This window comes from Synechococcus sp. WH 8109, from assembly GCF_000161795.2.
Taxonomy (GTDB): domain Bacteria; phylum Cyanobacteriota; class Cyanobacteriia; order PCC-6307; family Cyanobiaceae; genus Parasynechococcus.
In genome coordinates this window covers 1,660,520-1,679,160 of sequence record NZ_CP006882.1, presented here as the reverse complement: position 1 = coordinate 1,679,160, position 18,641 = coordinate 1,660,520, and the positions used below count along the sequence as shown (strand labels likewise).

The following is an 18,641-nucleotide window of genomic DNA, read 5'->3' as shown; positions in this document are numbered from 1 at the left end:
CAGGCCATGGGCTGTTAACGCCGCCCTGGCGGGTTTCTGTGGAAATTCCCCGTTTGTCGTTGTTTTTGCTTGACGATGGCGGCGGGCTGCACAGTTCCGTCTAGGCCGGCGCCTCGACCAGTGCAGGAGTGGCTTTCTGGCAGGGATCTCACCTGGAGATTCGTGAGAATGGCCCCGTGTTGGGGGTCCTTGACGGCGGCGCCGTGGTGTGGAGAACTAGTGTTCGTTTCGAAGAGAAAAGATGCCGGAAGGCCTTGAGCAAGCCGCGGCTGAGACCAGTGTTGTGAGTTTCCAATCGGAAGTACCGCAGCCCCTCCAGCAGGCCATGACCCAGTTCATCGAAGGACACCCGAACTGGGATCAATACCGTTTGGTTCAGGCGGCGCTTGCCGGCTTCTTGGTGCAGAACGGCCAGGCATCGCGTGAGATCACCAGGGTTTACGTCGGAAACATGTTCCGCCGGGAATCGCTGATCAACGGGGTCTGAGGCCGGCAGCAGGCCATCAGCACCAGGGCGCTGAAGGGGAGGCTGAGCAGCAGCCCCAGGGTGGCCCCGATCAGCCCCAGAAGATTGAGGCCGAGCAGCATTCCCAGCAGCGCCAGCACCTTGAGCCCATTGCGGTGCACCAGCTGTCGGCTGTGGTCCATCGCCTGAAGCGCTCGGCAGCGCTCGTGCACGAGCAGGGGCAAGGCCAGGGTTTGGCTGAACAGCCAGCTCAGCAGCACCACTCCCCCCAGCAGCACGCTGAGGCCTGCCAAGGCCGTGCTCCAGCGTCCGAGCGCCCAGCTCACCGACTGAATCAATCCGACGCCACCCAGCACCAGCACCAGCTCAAGCAGCACCAGGGTGAAGGCCTGGCGCAGCAGCTGTCTCCAGCTCTGCGGTTGACGGTCGTCGCGTCGGTCGGGAAGGAGGCCATCCGTCAGTTGGAGCAGGCCTAGGAAAGGCAGCAGCGGAAGCACCAGGCTGATCAACACCGAGAGGTCCCCCAGCCGATTCAGCCAGGGGGATCCCGCCAGGCGCAGGTCGTGGCCGATCACTGCAGGGCCACTGGCACTGATCAACACCAGCGCCGCCAAGCCAACACAGCGCCAGGGCCCCCTGCTGAAGCCGATCCAGGCCCGTGGCAGTAGCGTGACCAGCGGGATTTCAGTGGAGCTGGCCAAGCCGTGCAAGGAGGTCGTTGGCGGTGTCGGTGGGGACCGGAAGGATCGAGAGCCTGTTGCCGCGTTTGATCACGGGCAGCTGCTCTTCGCTGTAAAGCTCCCGCAGCTGGTCGAGACTGAGCAGGGCGTCGAATTCGCCGAGGAATCGCAGGCGTGCGCAGTCCCAGCGTGGTTTCTCGGGGCTTGATTTGGGGTCGTAATACTTGGCCGTGGGATCAAACTGAGTGGGGTCCACCAGGCCGGTCTCCATCACCTCCATCAGCCCGATGATCCCGGGTGGTTTGCAATTGGAGTGATAAAAAAATGCCTGGTCGCCCACGTCCATGCTGCGCATGAAATTGCGGGCCTGGTAGTTGCGAATGCCGTCCCACAGCGTGGTGCCCTCGCGACGCAGATCATCTATCCCGTAGGCGTCGGGTTCGCTTTTCATCAACCAGAAGGCCACGTCTCAAGGCTTGTTTCACACCATCATCGGACCGTTAGGCCCAGATGCATCCCCTTGAGTTCGTTTGGTCTCAGGCGACGTCCAGTAGGGGCTGGATCAGGGTGCGGAAGTGTTCACCTCTAGCCTCGAAATCCCGGTATTGATCAAAGCTGGCACAGGCCGGTGACAGCAGCAGCGTTGAGGCCTGATGACGCTGCACGGCCGTTTCAGCCAGGTTCACAGCGCTTTCGAGCTCCGGGCACTGCTGCAGTTCGCCGGGGTATCCAGCTGCTTTGGCTAGGGAGGCGAGCTCATCGGCCCCCGCGCCGAACACGATCAGGCTGCAGGCCTTGGTGTGCAGCTGCTCCAGCCAGCCACCAGCGTCGCCCTGTTTGGTCTGACCCCCGGCCAGCACCACGACGGGTCCCTGCACGGCCCGCAAGGCAACCTCGGCTGCGTCGTAATTGGTGGCTTTGCTGTCGTTGAACACGCTGGCTCCCGCCAACGTGCCCAGCTTTTCAAGTCGGTGCGGTACGCCCGGAAATGTACGCAAGGCGTCGGCGATTTGCTGGGGGGAGAGGCCGACCTTCAGGGAGGCAGCGGCCACCAGCAACAGGTTTTGGCGGTTGTGGCGGCCCGGCATCGCTAGGGCATCAGCCGCAAACAATCTGGTGGCGTTGTTGCGCACCATGCCCTCGTCATCAATCCAGAGGTCGGCGGGCTGGTCGTCCGGACGCGCGCCCTCACTGCTCACCCAGGTACCGCGGTCCCAGCTTCTGCGTTGCTGGCGCAGGTCTGGATCATCAGCATTGAAGAGGGCGCACTCCGAGCGTTCGAGCAGCCCGCGTTTTATGGCTCGGTAGGCCTCCAGACTGCCGTGGCGTTCGAGATGGTCTGGGGTCAGCGTGGTCCAAATGCCGATCTTGGGGGCCACAGCGGGAGCCGCTTCAATTTGGTAACTGCTCAGTTCCATCACGAGCCAATCCGGCCGGGGCGTGGCCCCTGAGCCGATCTGGAAGGCCAGGTCTGCCGCGGAGAGGCCCATGTTTCCCCCCATCGGTGCAGTGAGGCCTGAGGCCTCCAACACGTGGCTGAGCAGATGGGTGACAGTGGTTTTGCCGTTGGTCCCTGTGATGCCGATCCAGGGGATCTGTTGAAGGGCATCCCAGGCTAGATCCATCTCGCCGCGTACCTTGATGCCCTCGGATCGCAGCTGGACCAGGGTTGGGTGATCCCAGGGGATGCCGGGGCCGATCACCACAGCGCCTAGGTTGTTTCGCCAATCGTTAAAACTTTCTAGGGCCAGGGGTTGGCCCAAGACCACCCGAATGCCCTCTTCGGCGAGCGTTTTCGAGGTGTGTTGGAGGGCTTCGTTATCGCCGCGTTCGAACACAACAACGTCGCGATTCTGCTGCTTGAGCAGACGTGCAGCCCCCAAACCTGAGCGACCCAAGCCAACGACAATCGTGCGTGTCATCGCAAGGTCTGAGGTTTGAAAACGCAGTCCCGACAGGGAAAGTGGGCGATACTGGATTTGAACCAGTGACTCCTACAATGTCAATGTAGTGCTCTACCCCTGAGCTAATCGCCCGGCCTCGATCAGGTTGAAATCTTGTGATTTCACCGATCGAGGCAGAACAGTAGCAGCTGATGGGCAGCTCAACTCAACTGCGGCGCAGTTCAACGCGCCAGCGCTCCCTTTTGGTGCGGGTGAGCGAGAGCACTTCCACCGAGCCGCGATCCTGCAGCTGCAGCCGGTCGCCCACCACCAGTTCACGGCTGGCTTGACGCACGTTGCCCCAGTTGAGCCGTAGACGCCCAGCTTTGACGTGGGTCACGATCTTGGCTCGGGACAGCCCGAATCCTGCCGATGCAATCGCATCCAGGCGACAGGAGGCCTCCACCGTCTGCAGGGTGCGGACGCTGCGTTTGACAGGCTGCTGCAACTGCTCTATGGGGAGGGATTCGCAGCGAATCTCCACCTTGCGTACGGCCCCCAGGCGGCCATGCAGGGCTTCGGCAGCGCTGGGGGTGCAGACCCCTTGCCCGCCGCGATCGCCTCGCACCCAGAGATCGCCGATTTTGTCTGCGTTCACGCCCATAAGCTGCAATGCCTCGCGCAGGTCGTCGGGCGATAGGGGGTCGAAGAGGAAATTGCCTTCGATCAGCAGGCCTTGAGTCGGGGCCCCTGAATCAGGGCTGTCGTCGCGGCGGTGGCAAAGTAGTCGTTGGCGTTCGGCGTCTGGATAGCCGCCATCACTGATCCAGGTCAATTCACTGAGGTTGCCCAACCGCGCCAAGGCTTCCTCCCGCAGTGGTGCGCTGAGGAAGGGACTCCAGGCCGGTTGCCAGGTGCGCAACACCTGCTCCGCGAGATCGACCAGCGCCGTCAGCCCTTCCGGGTTCTGGGTCCCCGCCAGCAGCTCCTCCCGAGGCAGCATCACAGGTCGTCGAGGCGAACCACCTGCTGCGGCCGTGATTTTTGAATCACCTGCCAGGGGGCCTCGATGCCATTGGGCGTTTCCAGCAGCACCAGCCAGCGTCCTTCGTCGCGGCGGTTGCGCAGGATCCGCACGCCTGCATCGTTGTCTGAATCCACGCTGGCGGCTGCGGCGTAGCTCCCCATCAGGCCGGAGCCCATGCCCAGCAGGCCGGCGATCAGGGTTTCACCCCAGGGACCAAAGCTGGCGAAGGTGGTGAGAGTGGTGATTTTGGTGAAGGTGACCCCTGCCAGGAAACCGAAGGGCATCAGCCAGCGGGCCATTCCCCTCTGCCGCTGTTGGCGCGTGAGGTTGGGGTTCAGCAGGGCAACCTTGTCGATGGCATCACCATCTGGGGGGATCGTCAGACACTTCAGCAGCGGCAGATCGGTGTCCCGGAGCCGCTGGGTCAGGCCTTCCGCCGCAGGAGCGTCGGCCATCACCATCACACAGACGGGCATGGGGCATTTAGATCCAATGCGCTGAATTCTGAACCCTGTGCTTCGAACTGGAGGGGGTGGTGGATGTCGATCTCTACAGTTCAGCGCGGCAGTTCTGCGCCTTTCGATGACGAAAGTTCTTGTCTCCGATCCGATCGACCAGGCCGGGATCGACATCCTTGGCCAAGTGGCGCAGGTGGATCAGCGCACCGGCCTCTCGGAGGAGGAGCTGATCGGGATCATCGGTGAGTACGACGGATTGATGATCCGGTCCGGCACCCAGGTGACCGCAGCGGTGATCGCGGCGGCGAGCCGTCTCAAAATCATCGGCCGCGCCGGCGTCGGCGTCGACAACGTTGATGTGCCTGCGGCCACCCAGCGGGGTGTGCTGGTGGTGAACTCGCCAGAGGGCAACACCATCGCTGCTGCAGAGCACGCTCTGGCGATGATGCTGACCCTCTCGCGGCACATTCCTCAGGCCCATGGCGGCATGCAGGCAGGTAAGTGGGACCGCAAGAAATATGTAGGCAACGAGCTCTACAAAAAAACGCTGGGGGTGGTCGGTCTCGGCAAGATCGGAACCCACATCGCCCGGGTTGCCCAGGCCATGGGCATGGAGGTGATCGCCTACGACCCCTTCATTGCCGCTGACCGGGCTCAACGGATGCAGGTGAAGCTGCTGGAGCTGGATGAGCTGTTCCGCACCGCCGACTACGTCACCCTGCACATCCCGCGAACCAAGGACACCGAGAACCTGGTGAATGCGGAGCTGCTGCGCACAATGAAGCCCACGGCGCGGATCGTGAACTGTGCCCGCGGCGGCGTGGTGGATGAAGAGGCGATCGCTGAAGCCATTAACAACGGTGTGATCGCCGGTGCGGGCCTGGATGTGTACGCCAGTGAGCCCCTGGCGGAAGACTCCCCCCTGCGGGCGGTGGAGCGTGGTCTGGTGCTGACGCCCCACCTCGGTGCATCGACGGAAGAGGCCCAGGAGAATGTGGCGATCGATGTGGCGGAGCAGATCCGTGATGTGCTGCTGGGTCTGCCGGCTCGCAGTGCGGTCAACATTCCCGGTCTCAGCGCTGAGATCATGGAGCGGCTCAAGCCCCATCTCCAGCTCGCCGAGACCGTCGGTCTGCTCGTCAGTCAGCTGGCGGGCGGTCATGTGAAGGAGATGGAACTGCGCTTGCAAGGTGAATTCGCCAGCCATCCCTCCCAGCCTCTGGTGATTGCTGCCCTGAAGGGTCTGCTCAGTGCTGGCCTTGGTGACAGCATCAACTTCGTGAATGCCTCTCTCGAGGCCAAGGCCCGCGGCATTCAGGTGCTGGAGGTGAAGGATGAGAGCAGCCGCGACTTTGCCGGTGGCTCACTTCAGATCACCACCCGTGGCGATCAGGGCAGCCGCAGCGTCACCGGTGCTGTTTTTGCCGATGGCGATCTGCGCATCACCAGCATTGATGCCTTCCCGGTGAATGTGACTCCCAGCAGCCACATGTTGTTCACCCGACACCGGGACATGCCCGGAATCATTGGTCACCTGGGCTCTCTGCTGGGAGAACACAACGTCAACATCGCCTCCATGCAAGTGGGCCGCAAAATCGTGCGCGGCGATGCAGTGATGGTGCTCAGCATCGATGATCCGATCCCAGCCGATCTGCTGCAGACGATCACGGCAATCGATGGCATTCAGGAAGCACACCCGGTCACGCTCTGATGTGGTGGCGTCTCACACTCCCGTGTCCTTCGGAGCTGGAGGAATCGCTGGTTTGGAAACTGACGGATCTGGGGCTGCATCGCCATGCGGTGCAGCATGCGCCGGAAACGCCTGATCGCAAGACGCTGTTGGTCTGGCTCCCGAAGCCGGAGTGGCCGGAGCCTCAGCGGCAGGAGCTGATCGCCAGCCTGATGCCGCTGGCGGAGCCATTTGGACTCAGCCTGCCCGATGGGCACTGGGATGATGTGGCGGACGAGGATTGGAGCCTCAGCTGGAAACAGCACTGGCAGGCCGATCCTGTCGGTACGGGGTTGTTGATCCTGCCGGCTTGGCTGGAGGTTCCGCCGGAGCATGCCGACCGGTTGGTGATCAAGATGGATCCCGGCAGTGCCTTTGGCACCGGAAGCCACCCCACCACAAGGCTCTGCCTGGAAGCTTTGGAGCAGTCGCCTCCGGTGGGGGGGCTTGTGGCCGATCTGGGCTGCGGCAGCGGGGTGCTGGGCCTCGCTGCGCTGGGTCTGGGGGCGGAGTCGGTGGTGGCCGCTGACACCGATTCCCTGGCGGTGCGTGCCACGGCGGACAACCGCAGCCTCAACGACCGATCGGAGGCTGAGCTTCAGGTCGCTCTAGGTTCTGTGGAGACCCTGAGCGAGCTGCTCGCGCCCCGCCGCGTTGACCTGCTGCTCTGCAACATCCTGGCCCCGGTGATTGAAGCCCTCTCCCCGGGTTTCGAGGGGCTGCTTCAGCCCGATGGGCGCGCTCTGCTCAGTGGGCTTCTGGTGGATCAGGCGCCGCGCCTGAAGGAGGTCCTCGGGGGCTTGGGCTGGTTGGTCACCGCCGAGGCGGCACAGGGCCGCTGGGGGCTGCTGGAGATCCGCCGCCGATAAGCCTGGCTTATCGGAGTGGGGTCTCCGATTGGTCCTCCTCCCCAGTGGCCCCGGAATCGTCAGGTTGAGCACCTATTTGAAGTAAAAATGTGGCGTTCTGCAGGACCGGGTTTTCCGGAACCCTGTACGCATTCATCAATCATGGCTTCCTACAAGGTCACCCTGGTCTCCGAGAGCGAAGGTCTGAACAAGACCATCGAAGTGCCCGACGACCAGTACATCCTCGACGCTGCTGAAGAGCAGGGCATCGACCTCCCATACTCCTGCCGCGCTGGCGCTTGCTCCACCTGCGCCGGCAAGATCACCGCTGGCACCGTCGACCAGTCCGACCAGAGCTTCCTGGACGATGACCAGATCGAAGCTGGTTTCGTGCTGACCTGTGTCGCCTACCCCACCAGCGACTGCACTATCAAGACCCACGCCGAAGAAGAGCTCTATTGAGCCTCTGTCCTTCAACTGGACGTGTCCTCAACCACCCCTGCGGGGGTGGTTTTTTTTGGTCTGGTCGTCTTCCATGCGTGTCCCTTGTCTTCTCCTGCCGTGAGCCGCCCCGAAGTCGACGATCTTCTGGAGCCCGGCAGCGTTCACACCAGCCCAGGTGGTCAGTACAGCTTCCGCGTCATCGGGCCCTGTTGCCGGTTGTTTGACCGCGAAGAACTGCCCTGGCCCTGTTGTCGTCTGGCCTGGCGCAGCAAAGAGCCGAGCTGGCGAAGGATCGGACGGCGTTTTGTTCCCGACCTTGCGGCCCGGCGTTGCCCCTCCTACGCCGTGGAACTGCTGCAGCCAGGGGGCCGACCCACACCCACCGTGCTGACCCTGTTCTCCGTTCGTTTCAGCCGGGATCTGCAGGAGTGGTGGTACAGCCGTCATCCCAACTCCATGGCCCCTGAGCAGGTGTGTCCCTAACAAAAAGCCCCGACGACCTGAGGCCGGCGGGGACAAACGATTTTGACTGGAGTTGATTAGCAGTAGCTGATCAGAAGTAAATTTTGCCGCCGCCCCAGGCGCTGCCCTGGACTTTGGGCGACACCAGGATGTAGCCGGCCATCAGGCGCAGATCCTCATCATCGAGATCGCGCATGGCGGGGTAGAGCTCAACGTCGCGCATGCTGGGGTGCAGGTCAGCAATGCTGTACTCACCGTCGTAGGAGGTGGGGTCCTTCATGTAATCGACCAGGGCCTCAACGTTGTCGCGGGCCGGGGTGGCCAGGGCCAGGGTCTCAGGATCCAAACCCACGTTTTGGTTGGTCTTGGTGATGCCGCCGGCGTGGCAGGTGCCGCAGCTGGTGTTGAACACCTTGCGGCCAGTATCGATTTCGCGATCGCTGAAGGTCACCTCTGTGCCGGAGGGATCTGCCGGAACTGTCAGGGTCTCAGCGTCCCACTGGGCAGCCTGAGCCGGAGAGATAACGGCCAAACCGATCAGCACCGGGACGAGGACCAGAAGGCCCTTCAGGGACCGTCGCAAGGAAGAGAACACAGAGGCCATGAAGGTAAGGGGGTGTGACGCATTCACCGCACCAAGCTCTTGTATCACGGGGAAGTGACCCTCTGTGGCCGGATCACGAACTGTTGCAGCGTGGTTTGACGTCAATGCTGAGGAAGTCCTTGGCCAGCAGCGTGTTGGGGAAGATTGCCTTGGCCTCGTCCAACAGGTCTTGGGGCGTGACCGGGTTGCCCGGCACGTAGCGCGGGCTCAGGTGGGTGAGCACCAGCTGCCCCACACCCGCTTCGGCGGCTGTCTGGGCAGCCATGGTGCTGGTGGAGTGCTGTTTCTGGAACGCCATCTCCGCCTCGCCATGGGCAAAGGTGGATTCATGAATCAGCAGATCCGCGCCGCGCGCAAGCTCGACCGCCGCTTCGCAGAACACGGTGTCGGTGCAATAGACGACGCTCACACCGGGCCGTTCCTCACCGCAGAGGCTGGTGCCGTCGATGCTGCGACCGTCCTCCAGGGTCACCGTTTCACCTCGCTTTAACTGGGCGTACACGGGCCCGGGCGGGATGTTCAGTTCCCGTGCTTTCTCAATATCGAAGCGACCGGCCAGAGGCTTCTGTTCGATGCGATAGGCGTAGGCCGGCACACGGTGGGTGAGCGGGGTGCAGCGCACCGTGAAGTCGTCGTCCTCGAACAGCAGCGTGCTCTGCTCGGCTGCATCCCGGACCCTGTGGATAGCGAGGGGGTAGCCGATACGGGTGGAGCTGGTGCGCAGCACACCATTGAGGTAACTCTCCAGCGGGTCCGGCCCGTAGAGATCCACCCCTGCGGAGCTGCTGCCGGCGAGCCCGAGGCTGGCGAGCAGACCAGGCAGGCCGAACACGTGGTCGCCATGCATGTGGGTGATGAACACCCGGCGCAGCTGCGATAGCCGCAGATCACTGCGTAAAAACTGATGTTGGGTGCCCTCGCCGCAGTCGAACAGCCACATCTCCGAGCGCTGCGGCAAGCGCAGAGCCACGGCTGAAACGTTGCGGGCCCGGGTGGGTACCCCAGAACTCGTACCGAGAAATGTGACCTGCAAGGCCGGTGCTCCTCAGGACTCATGCTGCCATCTGGCTGAACCCCGGAACAGGCGGCAAACTGGGACGCCTGTTGATCTCCAGCGTGCGCCGCGCCTCCGTTGCCGTCGGGCTGGTGCTCGTCGCTGTGATCGCTCCATCACCGGCGGCGCTGGCCCGCGGCCGCGAGCCGCAGATGCGCGTGCTGCTGCTGGAGAACAACCGGGTCAGCCTGCGCTCCGATGGTGCACAGCCGCTGCGGGTGCAGGGACTCCCCGGCGGCGAGCGACGGCCGCAACGGCTGCAGCTCAGCCTTCAAGGAGCCCGCCTGACCGCGACTGTGGATGGCCGATCGATGCGGCTGGCCTCCAGCACCCTGGTGACGGTGCAGAACGACGATCCACGGGGCATCTGGTTGGGAGAGCATCGCTACCGCGGTGTGCTGCGCATCAGCGGCCGAGGCGGGACCTTGCGGGTGGTCAACAGCCTCGGCGTTGAGACCTATCTGGCCAGTGTTGTCGGCAGCGAAATGCCCCACCGCTGGCCCCTGGCTGCCCTGCAGGCCCAGGCCGTGGCCGCGCGCACCTATGCGTTGAAACAACGCAGCCGCGGTGGTGCCTGGGATGTGAAGGCCACGGTGGCGAGTCAGGTGTACCGCGGCGTGGAGTCGGAAACCCCGAGCACACGCAAGGCGGTGGCGAGCACACGTTCGCTTGTGCTCGTGCACGGCGATCGCCTGATCGATGCCGTCTTCCACAGCAGTTCTGGCGGGGTGACCGAGGCGAGTGGGATGGTCTGGCGCCGCCAGCATCCCTATTTGGTCAGCGTCCCCGACCACGATCAGCACAGCCCGGTGCACCGCTGGGAGCAACGGTTTGATTCGGCCGGGCTGCGTCAGCGGCTGCCCGAAACCGGTGGGCTCCAGGCTGTTGAGGTGCTGAGTCGTTCCGGTAGCGGACGCGTGCGTGAAGCCCGCTTGCGCGGGCCCCGCGGATCGTTGGTGCTCAGCGGCGGCGAGCTGCGCAAGCGGTTGGGTCTCAAAAGCACGCTGGTGAACTTTGAGATGGTGACCGCAACCGCCAGCCCTGGCTCCCGCATCGATCGGATCACGGCATCGGTGGCCCGTCAGCGGGTAGCACGGCCGCCCCTGTTGGTGCCCCCTCCGCCGGTGCTGGTCAGCAAGACGTCGGTGCGTCGTTGGTCCGCTGGTGGACTCCAGCTGCTGGTGAAAGGCCAAGGCTATGGCCATGGCGTTGGCATGAGTCAGTGGGGAGCCCACGGTCTGGCGGAGCAGGGCGTTCACTTCCGCTCGATTCTTCGGCACTACTACCGCGGGGCTGAGGTTGTTCCTTACCAGCCGCACCATGACCTATCGCTGGCGCTTAAGCCCCCAACGAAGCCACTCTGGAGAGACATGCCGGTTTCGCCCTTTGGCACGGTTTCCCTGTCGTCTGCAACGCCATTCCAGTGACACGGATCTCTGCGCTGTGCTGGCGGCCCATCTCGAGCGTCATCTGCGCAGTTGGCAGGGGCCTGATCCCCTGAAGCCATTGGGCTTGGCCACGGGACGCACGATGGAGCCGCTCTATCGCACGCTGGTGGAACGGCTGCTGTCTTGGTCTGCCGATGAGCTGGAGGCCCTGCGGGCCCGATGGTGCAGCTTCAACCTGGACGAATACCTCGGACTTTCGGCGGACGATCCCCGGGGCTACCGGGCCTATATGACCCACCACCTCGCTGCCCCCCTGGGCTTGCCCGCCTCAGCGGTGCATCTGCCCGATAGCACTGCCGCTGACGGAGCGGTTGCCGCGCGGCGCTATGGCGAGCAGCTCAGCTGCTGCGGGGGCATCGGCCTGCAGCTTCTGGGGCTCGGCAGCAATGGTCATGTGGGTTTCAATGAGCCGCCTTGTCCCCCTGATCAGCACTGCCATGCGGTGGAGCTGACCCCTGCAACCCGGCAGCAGAACGCTGTGCTCTTCGATAATTGCGTTGAGGCTGTGCCCTTGCGGGCCATCACCCTGGGCCTGTGGGAGATCCTCGAGGCTGCTGAGATTCATCTGGTGGTGACCGGCGCCGCCAAGGCCGGCATCCTCAAGCGGTTGTTGGACTTAACGGAGCCGGATCCTGCTCTGCCCGCCAGCTGGCTGCTGACCCATCCCAATGTCTGGCTCTGGTGCGATGCAGCGGCTTTAGTTTGAACAGCCGAGAGCAGCGGCGATGAGCATCGACCCCGTGGAACGGCGCCTTGAGCAGAGCTTTGAAGCGGAACGCTGGACACGCTTCATTCAGGACTGTCAGGACTTTGAGCAGTTGCGCGAGATCGCCCTGGCGTTGGTGCAGCAGCTGGCCCAGCAAAAGGCGGCCAGTGCCTGGATGGCCACCCGGGCCTCGGAATCGGAAAACGCCAAGTTGGAGATGCTGGCGCGGATGATCCGTCAGCAACCGGATGGCAAGGAGGAGAAGGCGACTAAGTCCCCCTGAGGAGGCCCAGCCGCCGGCCTGGTCGGTTGTCAGTGTTCCTTCTGCCAGCGGCTCAGGTGTGCTGGCGAGAACTTGTGGCCGTGTTTGGCTCCGACCTTGACCACGCAGGAGTTGTCCTTGCCGCAGCGCTGCACTTCATCGCGGATCGAGTCGTTGCTCTGCACCCGCGACATGAACGTCTCCAGCTGTTTCATGGACATGTCGATCCTCCAGAAGGGATGTCTTCGGCCTAGCGCTGGGGTTGATCGAGGCTCAGAGCCTCAATCTTTGGTGCGGATTTGCTGACCACAAACTTCAAGGAGGCGTCAGTCGAGCTCCAGCCCGTCGGCGAGATCGAGGTTGGCGCTGACGCTGCGCACATCGTCGAGTCCGTCGAGGGCATCCAGCAGCTTGAGGCAGCTGCGCGCTGTGTCGGGATCGCTCACAGAGACGCTGGTCTGGGCGGACCAGTGATGGCCCCATTCCCGCACATCCCAGTCAGCTCGTCGCAAGCCGTCCTGAAGGCTCTCCAAGGCCTCGAAGGGGCCGTGCACCACTACTGCCCTGTCCAACACCTCATAGCCATCGGCGTCCAGCTCCAGGAGGCTTTCCAGCAACCGTTCCTCGTCGACGGGGCCGGCGTTGAGGATCACTTCGCTGCGGTGTTCAAACAGGTAGGCCACGCAGCCGTTTTCCCCCAGGTTTCCGCCGTTCTTGCTGAAGGCCAGCCGCAGATCCGCCGCGGTGCGGTTGCGGTTGTCCGTGAGCGCCTCTACCAGCACCGCCATGCCGCCGGGACCGTAGCCCTCGTAGCGCACCTCCTCGAGTTGGGCTCCATCACCCGCCTGACCTGACCCCTTGGCGATGGCCCGCTCGATGTTGGAGGCGGGAACCCCAGCGGCACGGGCTTTGCTGATGGCCGTCCGCAACTGAAAATTCCCGGCGGGGTCGGTGCCTGCACGGGCCGCCACCATGATTTCCCGTCCCAGCCGGGTGAACACCGCGCCTCGTTTGGCGTCGACGATGGCCTTGGTGCGTTTGATCTGGGACCATTTGCTGTGGCCAGCCATCGCGTCAGGGCAGGGCGGGATGCGCTCGGAGAGTACTGAGCGACCGGGTGGTTTCAGCCTGCTGCATCGAAGACCACCTTTGGTCGCAACAGACTTTCTCTCTCGCGGTGGCCGATGCCGGCCATGCTTCCATCCGCGTTGCACACCACCACCGCCTCTCCAGCCCCTGGATCCATTGCAATGCGTCGGCCGCAGCGCCAGTCGATCTGCTCGGCTTCGCTAAGAACACGCCGGGGCAGGGCCCCTAGGGCCAGCAGCGGCGACAGGGGATCGGGCGGCACAGCGTCTCGCTCCGGCAGGGGATGGGCCTGATGCGCATGGAACCCCAGGGCCTGGGTGCGGCGCAGAGAGGCCAGACAGCCTCCGCAGCCGATGCGGTCCCCCAGATCCCTGGCGATTGAGCGGATGTAGGTGCCAGCCGAGCAGTGCACCTCGATGCTCAGCTGCCCCAGGGCCACATCCCAATCCAACAGCTCCAGCCGGTGCACGGTGACGGCCCGCGGCGGCAGATCCATGGCTTCACCGCGCCGTGCCCTGGCGTGGGCCCGTTCGCCATCTACATGGACGGCGGAGATCTGCGGTGGACGCTGTTCAATCGCGCCCCGGAACGCCTCCAGGCCGCTGTTGAGTTCGGCCTGACTGAGGCCAGGCCAGGCCTGCTGCTCCAGCAGCTCTCCTTCCAGATCGTCGCTGCTGGTGCGCCGTCCCAGCTGAATCACCCCGGTGTAGGTCTTTTCCCCGGGGAGGTAGGGCAGCAATCGGGTCGCCGGCCCTAGGGCAATGGGGAGAACCCCGGTGACAGCAGGATCAAGGGTGCCTCCATGGCCCACGCGCTTGAGACCGTAGCTGCGGCGCAGGCGGCTGACGCAGGCGTGGGAGGTGAGGCCTGCGGGCTTATCGATCACCACGAAGCCGAAGGGGCCGTTCACCGGGGCTGGAGCAGGGTGCCCCGACTGTTGCATTCCGCCGGCTGCGTAGGTTGGCCGCTCTCTGATGCCCATCCATGCCCCAGCTCCGCAGCAGCACGGATGTGGACGTCTCCGCTTTCCTGGCGGACGGTTTGGGCATCAAGCAACACCTCAGTCGCTACCTAGACCTGACGCTGGATCAGCTTGAGCAGCGTCTGCCTAGCAGCACCGACGACCTGGCGGATCTCCACCCCGGTGCGTTCCGGCCGGAGGACGCCACCGCCTTCTATGAGGACACGGTGGGCACTGGACACCTACTGGAGCTGGCGGCTTGGCATCTCTCCAGTGCGGATTACATCGCCGACACGCTGCGGCTGCAGGGCATGGCGGTGCAGGGCCAGGTGCTGGATTTCGGCGGTGGCATCGGCACCCATGCCCTTTCGGCGGCGGCGCTGCCGGAGGTCGATCACGTCTGGTTTGTCGATCTCAATCCCCACAACCAGGCTTTTGTTCAGCAACGGGCGCAAAGCCTGGGGTTGGCGGACAAGCTCACGGTCCATCGCGACCTCAGCAGCACGCGCGATGTTCGTTTCGATGCGGTGGTCTGCCTCGATGTGCTGGAACACCTGCCGGATCCCTCGGTGCAATTGCTGGAGTTTCACCAGCGGATGGCCCCCGGGGCCATCGCTCTTCTGAACTGGTACTTCTTCAAAGGGCATCAGGGCGAGTACCCCTTCCATTTCGATGATCCGGCCCTGGTGGATGGGTTTTTCCGGACCCTGCAGGCTCAGTTCCTTGAGGTGTTTCACCCCCTGTTGATCACGGCCCGGCTGTACCGGCGTTCCTGAGGCTGCAACAACACAAGCTGCCAACAAAAAAGCCCCGGTGCCAGCTGGGATCGGGGCTTTGGATTGATGTTGGCCTTGAAACTCAGACCGCTGCAGTGATGTTGATGCGCTTGCGGTTGCGCAGGCCGCGACGGATCGATTCGAACTTCACGATGCCGTCGGTGAGGGCAAACAGGGTGTCGTCTTTGCCTTTGCCGACATTGATGCCTGGCAGAACGGAGGTGCCGCGCTGGCGGATCAGGATGGAACCAGCGGTGACGGTTTCGCCGCCGTAGGCCTTCACACCAAGGCGTTTGGCGTTCGAGTCGCGGCCGTTACGGGTTGAGCCTGTGCCTTTTTTATGTGCCATGAGAGGAGATGCTGATGGGGCGGTTGATGGAGCTAGGTGAGAGGTCAGCTGATGGCCTTGCCGCCCACGGAGATGGACTCAACCATCACCCGGGTGAGTTCCTGCCGGTGACCATTCTTGCGGCGGGTTTTCTTTTTGGGGCGCATCTTGTAAACGATCACCTTGGGTCCGCGGCGATGGGCCATCACCTTTAGGGACACGGACGCGTCTTTGACGTAGGGCTGGCCGAGGGTGGTGCCCTTGCCGTCCTTCACCAGGAGAACGTTCTCAAGCTTGATGGTGTCATCCACCTCGGCTTGAAGCCGATCGATGTCGTAGTAGCGGTTGGGCTGCAGCCAGATCTGGGTGCCCGACGCCTCAACGATGGCGTAGGTCCCGCTTTGTTCCGCGGCTGGTTTGGTGTCGGCCATAAGGGGAAAAGACGCGTTCAGGCTCGGCGAACCGATTTAGGCCTGAGCCGCAATCGAAAGACAAACAAAGATCTTCGTCTCTGACGCGCCCCATCGTCAAGATTCAGATACTTCGAAGCTGCGGATGCTCGGATGGCCAGGCCGGCCCTCACTGTTGCTCTCGTGCTGGCCAGCCCAGCCTTGGTTGAAGCCTGCCGCCCCTGGCTGCCGGCCAACCGTTACGAGTCTGTTGTTCTGACGGTTGATCCTGGGGAGACCCTGGCGGCTGTTCTCGGACCTCGGCAGAACGACTTTGACGCTGTGGTGCTCGAGCAGAGCCTGCTCGATGCTGAGGCCAAGGAGCAACTGCTGGCGTCGGGTCTGCTTTTCCCCGCCGTGATCGTTGGGGAGGTGAAGGGGCAGGTGGACTACCACCCCGAGGAGTTGCATCTGCCCGACGACCAGCTGGCCCAGCTGGGATACAACGTTGACGCGGCCATTTCGCGTTTTCTGCGCCAGGGTCGTGCCGATGGACGCCAGGACGAAAGCAGCTCCTCCTCCCGCGCCGTCAGCAATCTCTCCGATCGCCTGCAGGAGCGACTCGGCTACCTAGGGGTCTTCTACAAGCGGGATCCATCCCGCTTCCTGGGCAGCCTGCCCCCTGGGGAGCGCCGGGATCTGCTGCTGTCGCTCCAACGCACCTATCGGGACCTGCTGGCGAGTTATTTCAGCGATCCGGCCGCGGCCAATCAGGCCTTGGAAAGCTTCGTCAACACTGCTTTTTTCAGTGATCTGCCGATCACCCGCACCGTTGAGATCCACGTGGATCTGAATCGATGAATTCTGGAAACAACTGAGTTTGGAGGGCCACAAACATGACTTTCTTCAGGATTACCGCCTTGCGCTTCTGGATGTGATGGCGCATCTGTGTGAGATGTACCGGCGCTCCATTCCGCCGGACATTCCTCTGTCGGGCACGGCTTCCAGCCGTGTACGTCGCCCGACGGATCAGCTCGATGCCTCGGAGGAGTCGTCATGAGTCCCCGCAAGACCTACATCCTCAAGCTCTACGTGGCGGGCAACACGCCCAATTCGATGCGGGCGTTGAAAACGCTGCGCAACATTCTCGAGACCGAATTCCGGGGGGTGTATGCCCTCAAGGTGATTGACGTGCTCAAAAATCCCCAACTGGCTGAGGAAGACAAGATCCTGGCAACGCCGACGTTGTCCAAAATTCTTCCCCCGCCGGTGCGGCGCATCATCGGCGATCTCTCCGATCGGGAGAGGGTGCTGATCGGTCTGGATCTGCTTTACGACGAGCTGTCTGATACATCGCTCAATTCGAGCTTGATCGATGCGGTCGATGAGGAGACCGACACGACGATTTCTTCAGATCCTTAAGCGACATGGTGCGCTCCAGCACGGTTCATCTCCTGCTCACTACGGTCAAGTCATAGGTGGTTGTCATGCAGTTCCCCCCGACCAGCGGTCAGCCTCAGATGCAGGTTCAAAAGCTCCCGACAGGGATCGAGGGCTTTGATGATGTATGCCAGGGCGGCCTGCCGATCGGCCGCAGCACGCTGATCAGCGGCACGTCCGGCACCGGCAAGACGGTGTTTTCGCTGCACTTCCTCCACAACGGCATCAAGCAGTTCGACGAACCCGGCATCTTCGTCACCTTTGAGGAATCGCCCCTCGACATCCTGCGCAACGCCGCCAGTTTCGGCTGGAACCTGCAGGAGATGGTCGAGCAGGACAAACTTTTCATCCTTGACGCCTCACCGGATCCGGACGGCCAGGACGTGGCCGGCAGTTTTGATCTCTCTGGTTTGATCGAGCGGATCAACTACGCCATCCGCAAATACAAGGCTAAGCGGGTTGCTATCGACTCGATCACGGCGGTGTTCCAGCAGTACGACGCTGTGTTTGTGGTGCGTCGTGAGATCTTTCGGCTGATCGCGAGGCTCAAGGAAATCGGCGTCACCACGGTGATGACCACCGAACGGATCGACGAGTACGGCCCGATCGCCCGCTACGGCGTTGAGGAATTTGTGTCCGACAACGTGGTGATTCTGCGCAACGTGCTCGAGGGAGAGCGGCGTCGGCGCACCCTTGAGATTCTCAAGCTGCGGGGCACCACCCATATGAAGGGCGAGTTCCCGTTCACGATGGGAACCCACGGCATCAGCATCTTCCCCCTTGGGGCCATGCGCCTAACCCAGCGGTCCTCCAACGTCCGGGTCAGTTCCGGCGTGCCGCGCCTGGATGACATGTGCGGCGGTGGTTTCTTCAAGGACTCGATCATCCTGGCCACCGGAGCCACTGGAACGGGCAAGACGATGCTCGTCTCCAAATTCCTCGAAGACGCCTGCCGCAACAAGGAACGTGCGATCCTTTTTGCCTATGAGGAATCGCGGGCTCAGCTGCTGCGCAACGGCACCAGCTGGGGCATCGACTTCGAGCAGATGGAGCAGGACGGGCTGCTCAAGATCATTTGCGCCTATCCCGAATCCACGGGCCTTGAGGATCACCTGCAGATCATCAAGACGGAGATCTGCCAGTTCAAACCGTCGCGGATGGCGATCGACTCCCTTTCGGCCTTGGCGCGCGGTGTGAGCCACAACGCCTTCCGTCAGTTCGTGATCGGGGTGACCGGTTACGCCAAGCAGGAGGAGATCGCCGGCTTCTTCACGAACACCTCCGAGGAGTTCATGGGCAGCCATTCGATCACCGACTCCCACATCTCCACAATCACTGACACGATCCTGCTGCTGCAGTACGTGGAGATCCGCGGGGAGATGGCCCGCGCCCTCAACGTTTTCAAGATGCGCGGTTCATGGCACGACAAGGGCATCCGCGAATTTGTGATCACGGGCAATGGTCCTCAGATCAAGGATTCCTTCTCCAACTTCGAGCGGATCATTTCCGGTGTGCCCCATCGGGTCACCACCGATGAGCGCAGCGAGTTGTCGCGCATTGCCCGCGGCGTCTCCACCGAGGACTGAT

The 18,641-nt window shown here is 62.9% G+C and carries 23 protein-coding genes, 1 tRNA gene and 1 pseudogene; 12 read left to right on the top strand and 13 right to left on the bottom strand.

Annotated features, from left to right (window positions below):
- The first annotated feature begins 241 nt into the window (after nucleotides 1-241).
- Nucleotides 242-487 (top strand): DUF2811 domain-containing protein, encoded by a 246-nt coding sequence (locus Syncc8109_RS11890; RefSeq protein ID WP_006851681.1) that lies wholly within the window; start codon nucleotides 242-244, stop codon nucleotides 485-487.
- On the opposite strand, the gene Syncc8109_RS09105 is transcribed toward Syncc8109_RS11890, so the two are convergent.
- The 6 genes from Syncc8109_RS09105 to Syncc8109_RS09080 all read right to left on the bottom strand — a co-directional run bounded on the left by Syncc8109_RS09105 (nucleotide 439) and on the right by Syncc8109_RS09080 (nucleotide 4,532).
- Nucleotides 439-1,176, bottom strand: a complete 738-nt coding sequence (locus Syncc8109_RS09105; protein ID WP_006852088.1) for a hypothetical protein — start codon at nucleotides 1,174-1,176, stop codon at nucleotides 439-441. The two genes, Syncc8109_RS11890 and Syncc8109_RS09105, sit on opposite strands and share 49 nt — an antisense overlap.
- A complete protein-coding gene (locus Syncc8109_RS09100) occupies nucleotides 1,151-1,597 on the bottom strand; it encodes an EVE domain-containing protein (RefSeq protein ID WP_045172981.1) in 447 nt (148 codons plus the stop codon). The genes Syncc8109_RS09105 and Syncc8109_RS09100 overlap by 26 nt, the downstream gene beginning before the upstream one ends.
- Nucleotides 1,598-1,682: 85 nt before the next feature.
- Nucleotides 1,683-3,068: a UDP-N-acetylmuramoyl-L-alanine--D-glutamate ligase gene (gene murD / locus Syncc8109_RS09095; RefSeq protein ID WP_006850573.1), complete on the bottom strand. Its 1,386-nt coding sequence runs from the start codon at nucleotides 3,066-3,068 to the stop codon at nucleotides 1,683-1,685.
- Nucleotides 3,069-3,110: 42 nt separating this feature from the next.
- A tRNA-Val gene (locus Syncc8109_RS09090) sits at nucleotides 3,111-3,182 on the bottom strand.
- 73 nt (nucleotides 3,183-3,255) lie between these two features.
- Nucleotides 3,256-4,032: a photosystem II S4 domain protein gene (locus tag Syncc8109_RS09085; RefSeq protein ID WP_006852010.1), complete on the bottom strand. Its 777-nt coding sequence runs from the start codon at nucleotides 4,030-4,032 to the stop codon at nucleotides 3,256-3,258.
- Nucleotides 4,032-4,532, bottom strand: a complete 501-nt coding sequence (locus tag Syncc8109_RS09080; RefSeq protein WP_006850438.1) for a hypothetical protein — start codon at nucleotides 4,530-4,532, stop codon at nucleotides 4,032-4,034. Before Syncc8109_RS09080 ends, Syncc8109_RS09085 begins: the two co-directional genes overlap by 1 nt.
- 106 nt (nucleotides 4,533-4,638) lie before the next feature.
- On the opposite strand from Syncc8109_RS09080, the gene serA reads away from it, so the two are divergent.
- The 4 genes from serA (at nucleotide 4,639) to Syncc8109_RS09060 (ending at nucleotide 8,018) form a co-directional block, all read left to right on the top strand.
- Nucleotides 4,639-6,225, top strand: a complete 1,587-nt coding sequence (gene serA / locus Syncc8109_RS09075; RefSeq protein ID WP_006849638.1) for a phosphoglycerate dehydrogenase — start codon at nucleotides 4,639-4,641, stop codon at nucleotides 6,223-6,225.
- Complete coding sequence (prmA, locus tag Syncc8109_RS09070) at nucleotides 6,225-7,112, top strand: 50S ribosomal protein L11 methyltransferase (protein ID WP_006851511.1); 888 nt, start codon at nucleotides 6,225-6,227, stop codon at nucleotides 7,110-7,112. Before serA ends, prmA begins: the two co-directional genes overlap by 1 nt.
- Before the next feature lie 141 nt (nucleotides 7,113-7,253).
- Nucleotides 7,254-7,553: a ferredoxin gene (locus Syncc8109_RS09065; RefSeq protein WP_006043345.1), complete on the top strand. Its 300-nt coding sequence runs from the start codon at nucleotides 7,254-7,256 to the stop codon at nucleotides 7,551-7,553.
- A 99-nt stretch (nucleotides 7,554-7,652) separates the two neighbouring features.
- Nucleotides 7,653-8,018 (top strand): hypothetical protein, encoded by a 366-nt coding sequence (locus tag Syncc8109_RS09060; RefSeq protein ID WP_025362487.1) that lies wholly within the window; start codon nucleotides 7,653-7,655, stop codon nucleotides 8,016-8,018.
- A 70-nt stretch (nucleotides 8,019-8,088) separates the two neighbouring features.
- Here Syncc8109_RS09060 and psbV read toward each other — a convergent pair whose 3' ends face one another.
- Together psbV and rnz are read right to left on the bottom strand one after the other, a co-directional pair.
- Nucleotides 8,089-8,601, bottom strand: a complete 513-nt coding sequence (gene psbV, locus Syncc8109_RS09055) for a photosystem II cytochrome c-550 (RefSeq protein ID WP_006850727.1) — start codon at nucleotides 8,599-8,601, stop codon at nucleotides 8,089-8,091.
- 73 nt (nucleotides 8,602-8,674) lie between these two features.
- Nucleotides 8,675-9,634 carry a ribonuclease Z gene (gene rnz, locus Syncc8109_RS09050; protein WP_006850154.1) on the bottom strand — a complete coding sequence of 320 codons (960 nt, stop codon included), beginning with the start codon at nucleotides 9,632-9,634 and terminating at the stop codon, nucleotides 8,675-8,677.
- Nucleotides 9,635-9,639: 5 nt separating this feature from the next.
- Here rnz and Syncc8109_RS09045 point away from each other — a divergent pair, with 5 nt between their 5' ends.
- From Syncc8109_RS09045 to Syncc8109_RS09035, 3 genes are read left to right on the top strand one after another with little or no spacing between them, the layout of a single operon-like run.
- On the top strand, nucleotides 9,640-11,082 hold the full coding sequence (locus Syncc8109_RS09045; protein WP_006849865.1) for a SpoIID/LytB domain-containing protein: 1,443 nt from the start codon (nucleotides 9,640-9,642) through the stop codon (nucleotides 11,080-11,082).
- Nucleotides 11,083-11,098: 16 nt separating this feature from the next.
- Nucleotides 11,099-11,809, top strand: a complete 711-nt coding sequence (locus Syncc8109_RS09040; protein WP_006851236.1) for a glucosamine-6-phosphate deaminase — start codon at nucleotides 11,099-11,101, stop codon at nucleotides 11,807-11,809.
- A 19-nt stretch (nucleotides 11,810-11,828) separates the two neighbouring features.
- Nucleotides 11,829-12,092: a hypothetical protein gene (locus Syncc8109_RS09035; RefSeq protein ID WP_006850125.1), complete on the top strand. Its 264-nt coding sequence runs from the start codon at nucleotides 11,829-11,831 to the stop codon at nucleotides 12,090-12,092.
- Nucleotides 12,093-12,121: 29 nt separating this feature from the next.
- Here Syncc8109_RS09035 and Syncc8109_RS11885 read toward each other — a convergent pair whose 3' ends face one another.
- The 3 genes from Syncc8109_RS11885 to truB all read right to left on the bottom strand — a co-directional run bounded on the left by Syncc8109_RS11885 (nucleotide 12,122) and on the right by truB (nucleotide 14,103).
- On the bottom strand, nucleotides 12,122-12,292 hold the full coding sequence (locus tag Syncc8109_RS11885) for a Nif11 family protein (RefSeq protein WP_071823080.1): 171 nt from the start codon (nucleotides 12,290-12,292) through the stop codon (nucleotides 12,122-12,124).
- A 105-nt stretch (nucleotides 12,293-12,397) separates the two neighbouring features.
- Complete coding sequence (locus tag Syncc8109_RS09030) at nucleotides 12,398-13,141, bottom strand: YebC/PmpR family DNA-binding transcriptional regulator (protein ID WP_006851234.1); 744 nt, start codon at nucleotides 13,139-13,141, stop codon at nucleotides 12,398-12,400.
- Nucleotides 13,142-13,194: 53 nt separating this feature from the next.
- Nucleotides 13,195-14,103, bottom strand: a complete 909-nt coding sequence (gene truB, locus Syncc8109_RS09025) for a tRNA pseudouridine(55) synthase TruB (RefSeq protein WP_006850647.1) — start codon at nucleotides 14,101-14,103, stop codon at nucleotides 13,195-13,197.
- A 41-nt stretch (nucleotides 14,104-14,144) separates the two neighbouring features.
- Here truB and Syncc8109_RS09020 point away from each other — a divergent pair, with 41 nt between their 5' ends.
- Nucleotides 14,145-14,897, top strand: a complete 753-nt coding sequence (locus Syncc8109_RS09020) for a bifunctional 2-polyprenyl-6-hydroxyphenol methylase/3-demethylubiquinol 3-O-methyltransferase UbiG (RefSeq protein WP_006850436.1) — start codon at nucleotides 14,145-14,147, stop codon at nucleotides 14,895-14,897.
- Between the two features lie 82 nt (nucleotides 14,898-14,979).
- On the opposite strand, the gene rpmA is transcribed toward Syncc8109_RS09020, so the two are convergent.
- Together rpmA and rplU are read right to left on the bottom strand one after the other, a co-directional pair.
- A complete protein-coding gene (gene rpmA / locus Syncc8109_RS09015) occupies nucleotides 14,980-15,246 on the bottom strand; it encodes a 50S ribosomal protein L27 (protein WP_006850595.1) in 267 nt (88 codons plus the stop codon).
- Nucleotides 15,247-15,290: 44 nt separating this feature from the next.
- Nucleotides 15,291-15,656 carry a 50S ribosomal protein L21 gene (gene rplU, locus Syncc8109_RS09010; protein WP_006851829.1) on the bottom strand — a complete coding sequence of 122 codons (366 nt, stop codon included), beginning with the start codon at nucleotides 15,654-15,656 and terminating at the stop codon, nucleotides 15,291-15,293.
- 132 nt (nucleotides 15,657-15,788) lie between these two features.
- Here rplU and Syncc8109_RS09005 point away from each other — a divergent pair.
- From Syncc8109_RS09005 to kaiC, 3 genes and pseudogenes are all read left to right on the top strand, one after another.
- Nucleotides 15,789-16,674 (top strand): annotated as a pseudogene (locus tag Syncc8109_RS09005) (circadian clock protein KaiA).
- Nucleotides 16,671-17,036 carry a circadian clock protein KaiB gene (gene kaiB / locus Syncc8109_RS09000; protein WP_006850278.1) on the top strand — a complete coding sequence of 122 codons (366 nt, stop codon included), beginning with the start codon at nucleotides 16,671-16,673 and terminating at the stop codon, nucleotides 17,034-17,036. Before Syncc8109_RS09005 ends, kaiB begins: the two are co-directional and overlap by 4 nt.
- A gap of 65 nt (nucleotides 17,037-17,101) precedes the next feature.
- Nucleotides 17,102-18,640: a circadian clock protein KaiC gene (kaiC, locus tag Syncc8109_RS08995; RefSeq protein WP_025362485.1), complete on the top strand. Its 1,539-nt coding sequence runs from the start codon at nucleotides 17,102-17,104 to the stop codon at nucleotides 18,638-18,640.
- Nucleotide 18,641: the final 1 nt, after the last annotated feature.

What these genes read in the sequence shown, in the direction of transcription:
- Syncc8109_RS11885 (WP_071823080.1), bottom strand. Translation starts at nt 12,292, where the DNA reads ATGTCCATGAAACAGCTGGAGACGTTCATGTCGCGGGTGCAGAGCAAC.
- Syncc8109_RS09030 (WP_006851234.1), bottom strand. Translation starts at nt 13,141, where the DNA reads ATGGCTGGCCACAGCAAATGGTCCCAGATCAAACGCACCAAGGCCATC.
- rpmA (WP_006850595.1), bottom strand. Translation starts at nt 15,246, where the DNA reads ATGGCACATAAAAAAGGCACAGGCTCAACCCGTAACGGCCGCGACTCG.
- Syncc8109_RS11890 (WP_006851681.1), top strand. Translation starts at nt 242, where the DNA reads ATGCCGGAAGGCCTTGAGCAAGCCGCGGCTGAGACCAGTGTTGTGAGT.
- kaiB (WP_006850278.1), top strand. Translation starts at nt 16,671, where the DNA reads ATGAGTCCCCGCAAGACCTACATCCTCAAGCTCTACGTGGCGGGCAAC.
- prmA (WP_006851511.1), top strand. Translation starts at nt 6,225, where the DNA reads ATGTGGTGGCGTCTCACACTCCCGTGTCCTTCGGAGCTGGAGGAATCG.
- Syncc8109_RS09080 (WP_006850438.1), bottom strand. Translation starts at nt 4,532, where the DNA reads ATGCCCGTCTGTGTGATGGTGATGGCCGACGCTCCTGCGGCGGAAGGC.
- Syncc8109_RS09100 (WP_045172981.1), bottom strand. Translation starts at nt 1,597, where the DNA reads ATGAAAAGCGAACCCGACGCCTACGGGATAGATGATCTGCGTCGCGAG.
- rplU (WP_006851829.1), bottom strand. Translation starts at nt 15,656, where the DNA reads ATGGCCGACACCAAACCAGCCGCGGAACAAAGCGGGACCTACGCCATC.
- truB (WP_006850647.1), bottom strand. Translation starts at nt 14,103, where the DNA reads ATGCAACAGTCGGGGCACCCTGCTCCAGCCCCGGTGAACGGCCCCTTC.
- psbV (WP_006850727.1), bottom strand. Translation starts at nt 8,601, where the DNA reads ATGGCCTCTGTGTTCTCTTCCTTGCGACGGTCCCTGAAGGGCCTTCTG.
- serA (WP_006849638.1), top strand. Translation starts at nt 4,639, where the DNA reads ATGACGAAAGTTCTTGTCTCCGATCCGATCGACCAGGCCGGGATCGAC.
- Syncc8109_RS09020 (WP_006850436.1), top strand. Translation starts at nt 14,145, where the DNA reads ATGCCCCAGCTCCGCAGCAGCACGGATGTGGACGTCTCCGCTTTCCTG.
- kaiC (WP_025362485.1), top strand. Translation starts at nt 17,102, where the DNA reads ATGCAGTTCCCCCCGACCAGCGGTCAGCCTCAGATGCAGGTTCAAAAG.
- Syncc8109_RS09085 (WP_006852010.1), bottom strand. Translation starts at nt 4,032, where the DNA reads ATGCTGCCTCGGGAGGAGCTGCTGGCGGGGACCCAGAACCCGGAAGGG.
- Syncc8109_RS09035 (WP_006850125.1), top strand. Translation starts at nt 11,829, where the DNA reads ATGAGCATCGACCCCGTGGAACGGCGCCTTGAGCAGAGCTTTGAAGCG.
- murD (WP_006850573.1), bottom strand. Translation starts at nt 3,068, where the DNA reads ATGACACGCACGATTGTCGTTGGCTTGGGTCGCTCAGGTTTGGGGGCT.
- Syncc8109_RS09065 (WP_006043345.1), top strand. Translation starts at nt 7,254, where the DNA reads ATGGCTTCCTACAAGGTCACCCTGGTCTCCGAGAGCGAAGGTCTGAAC.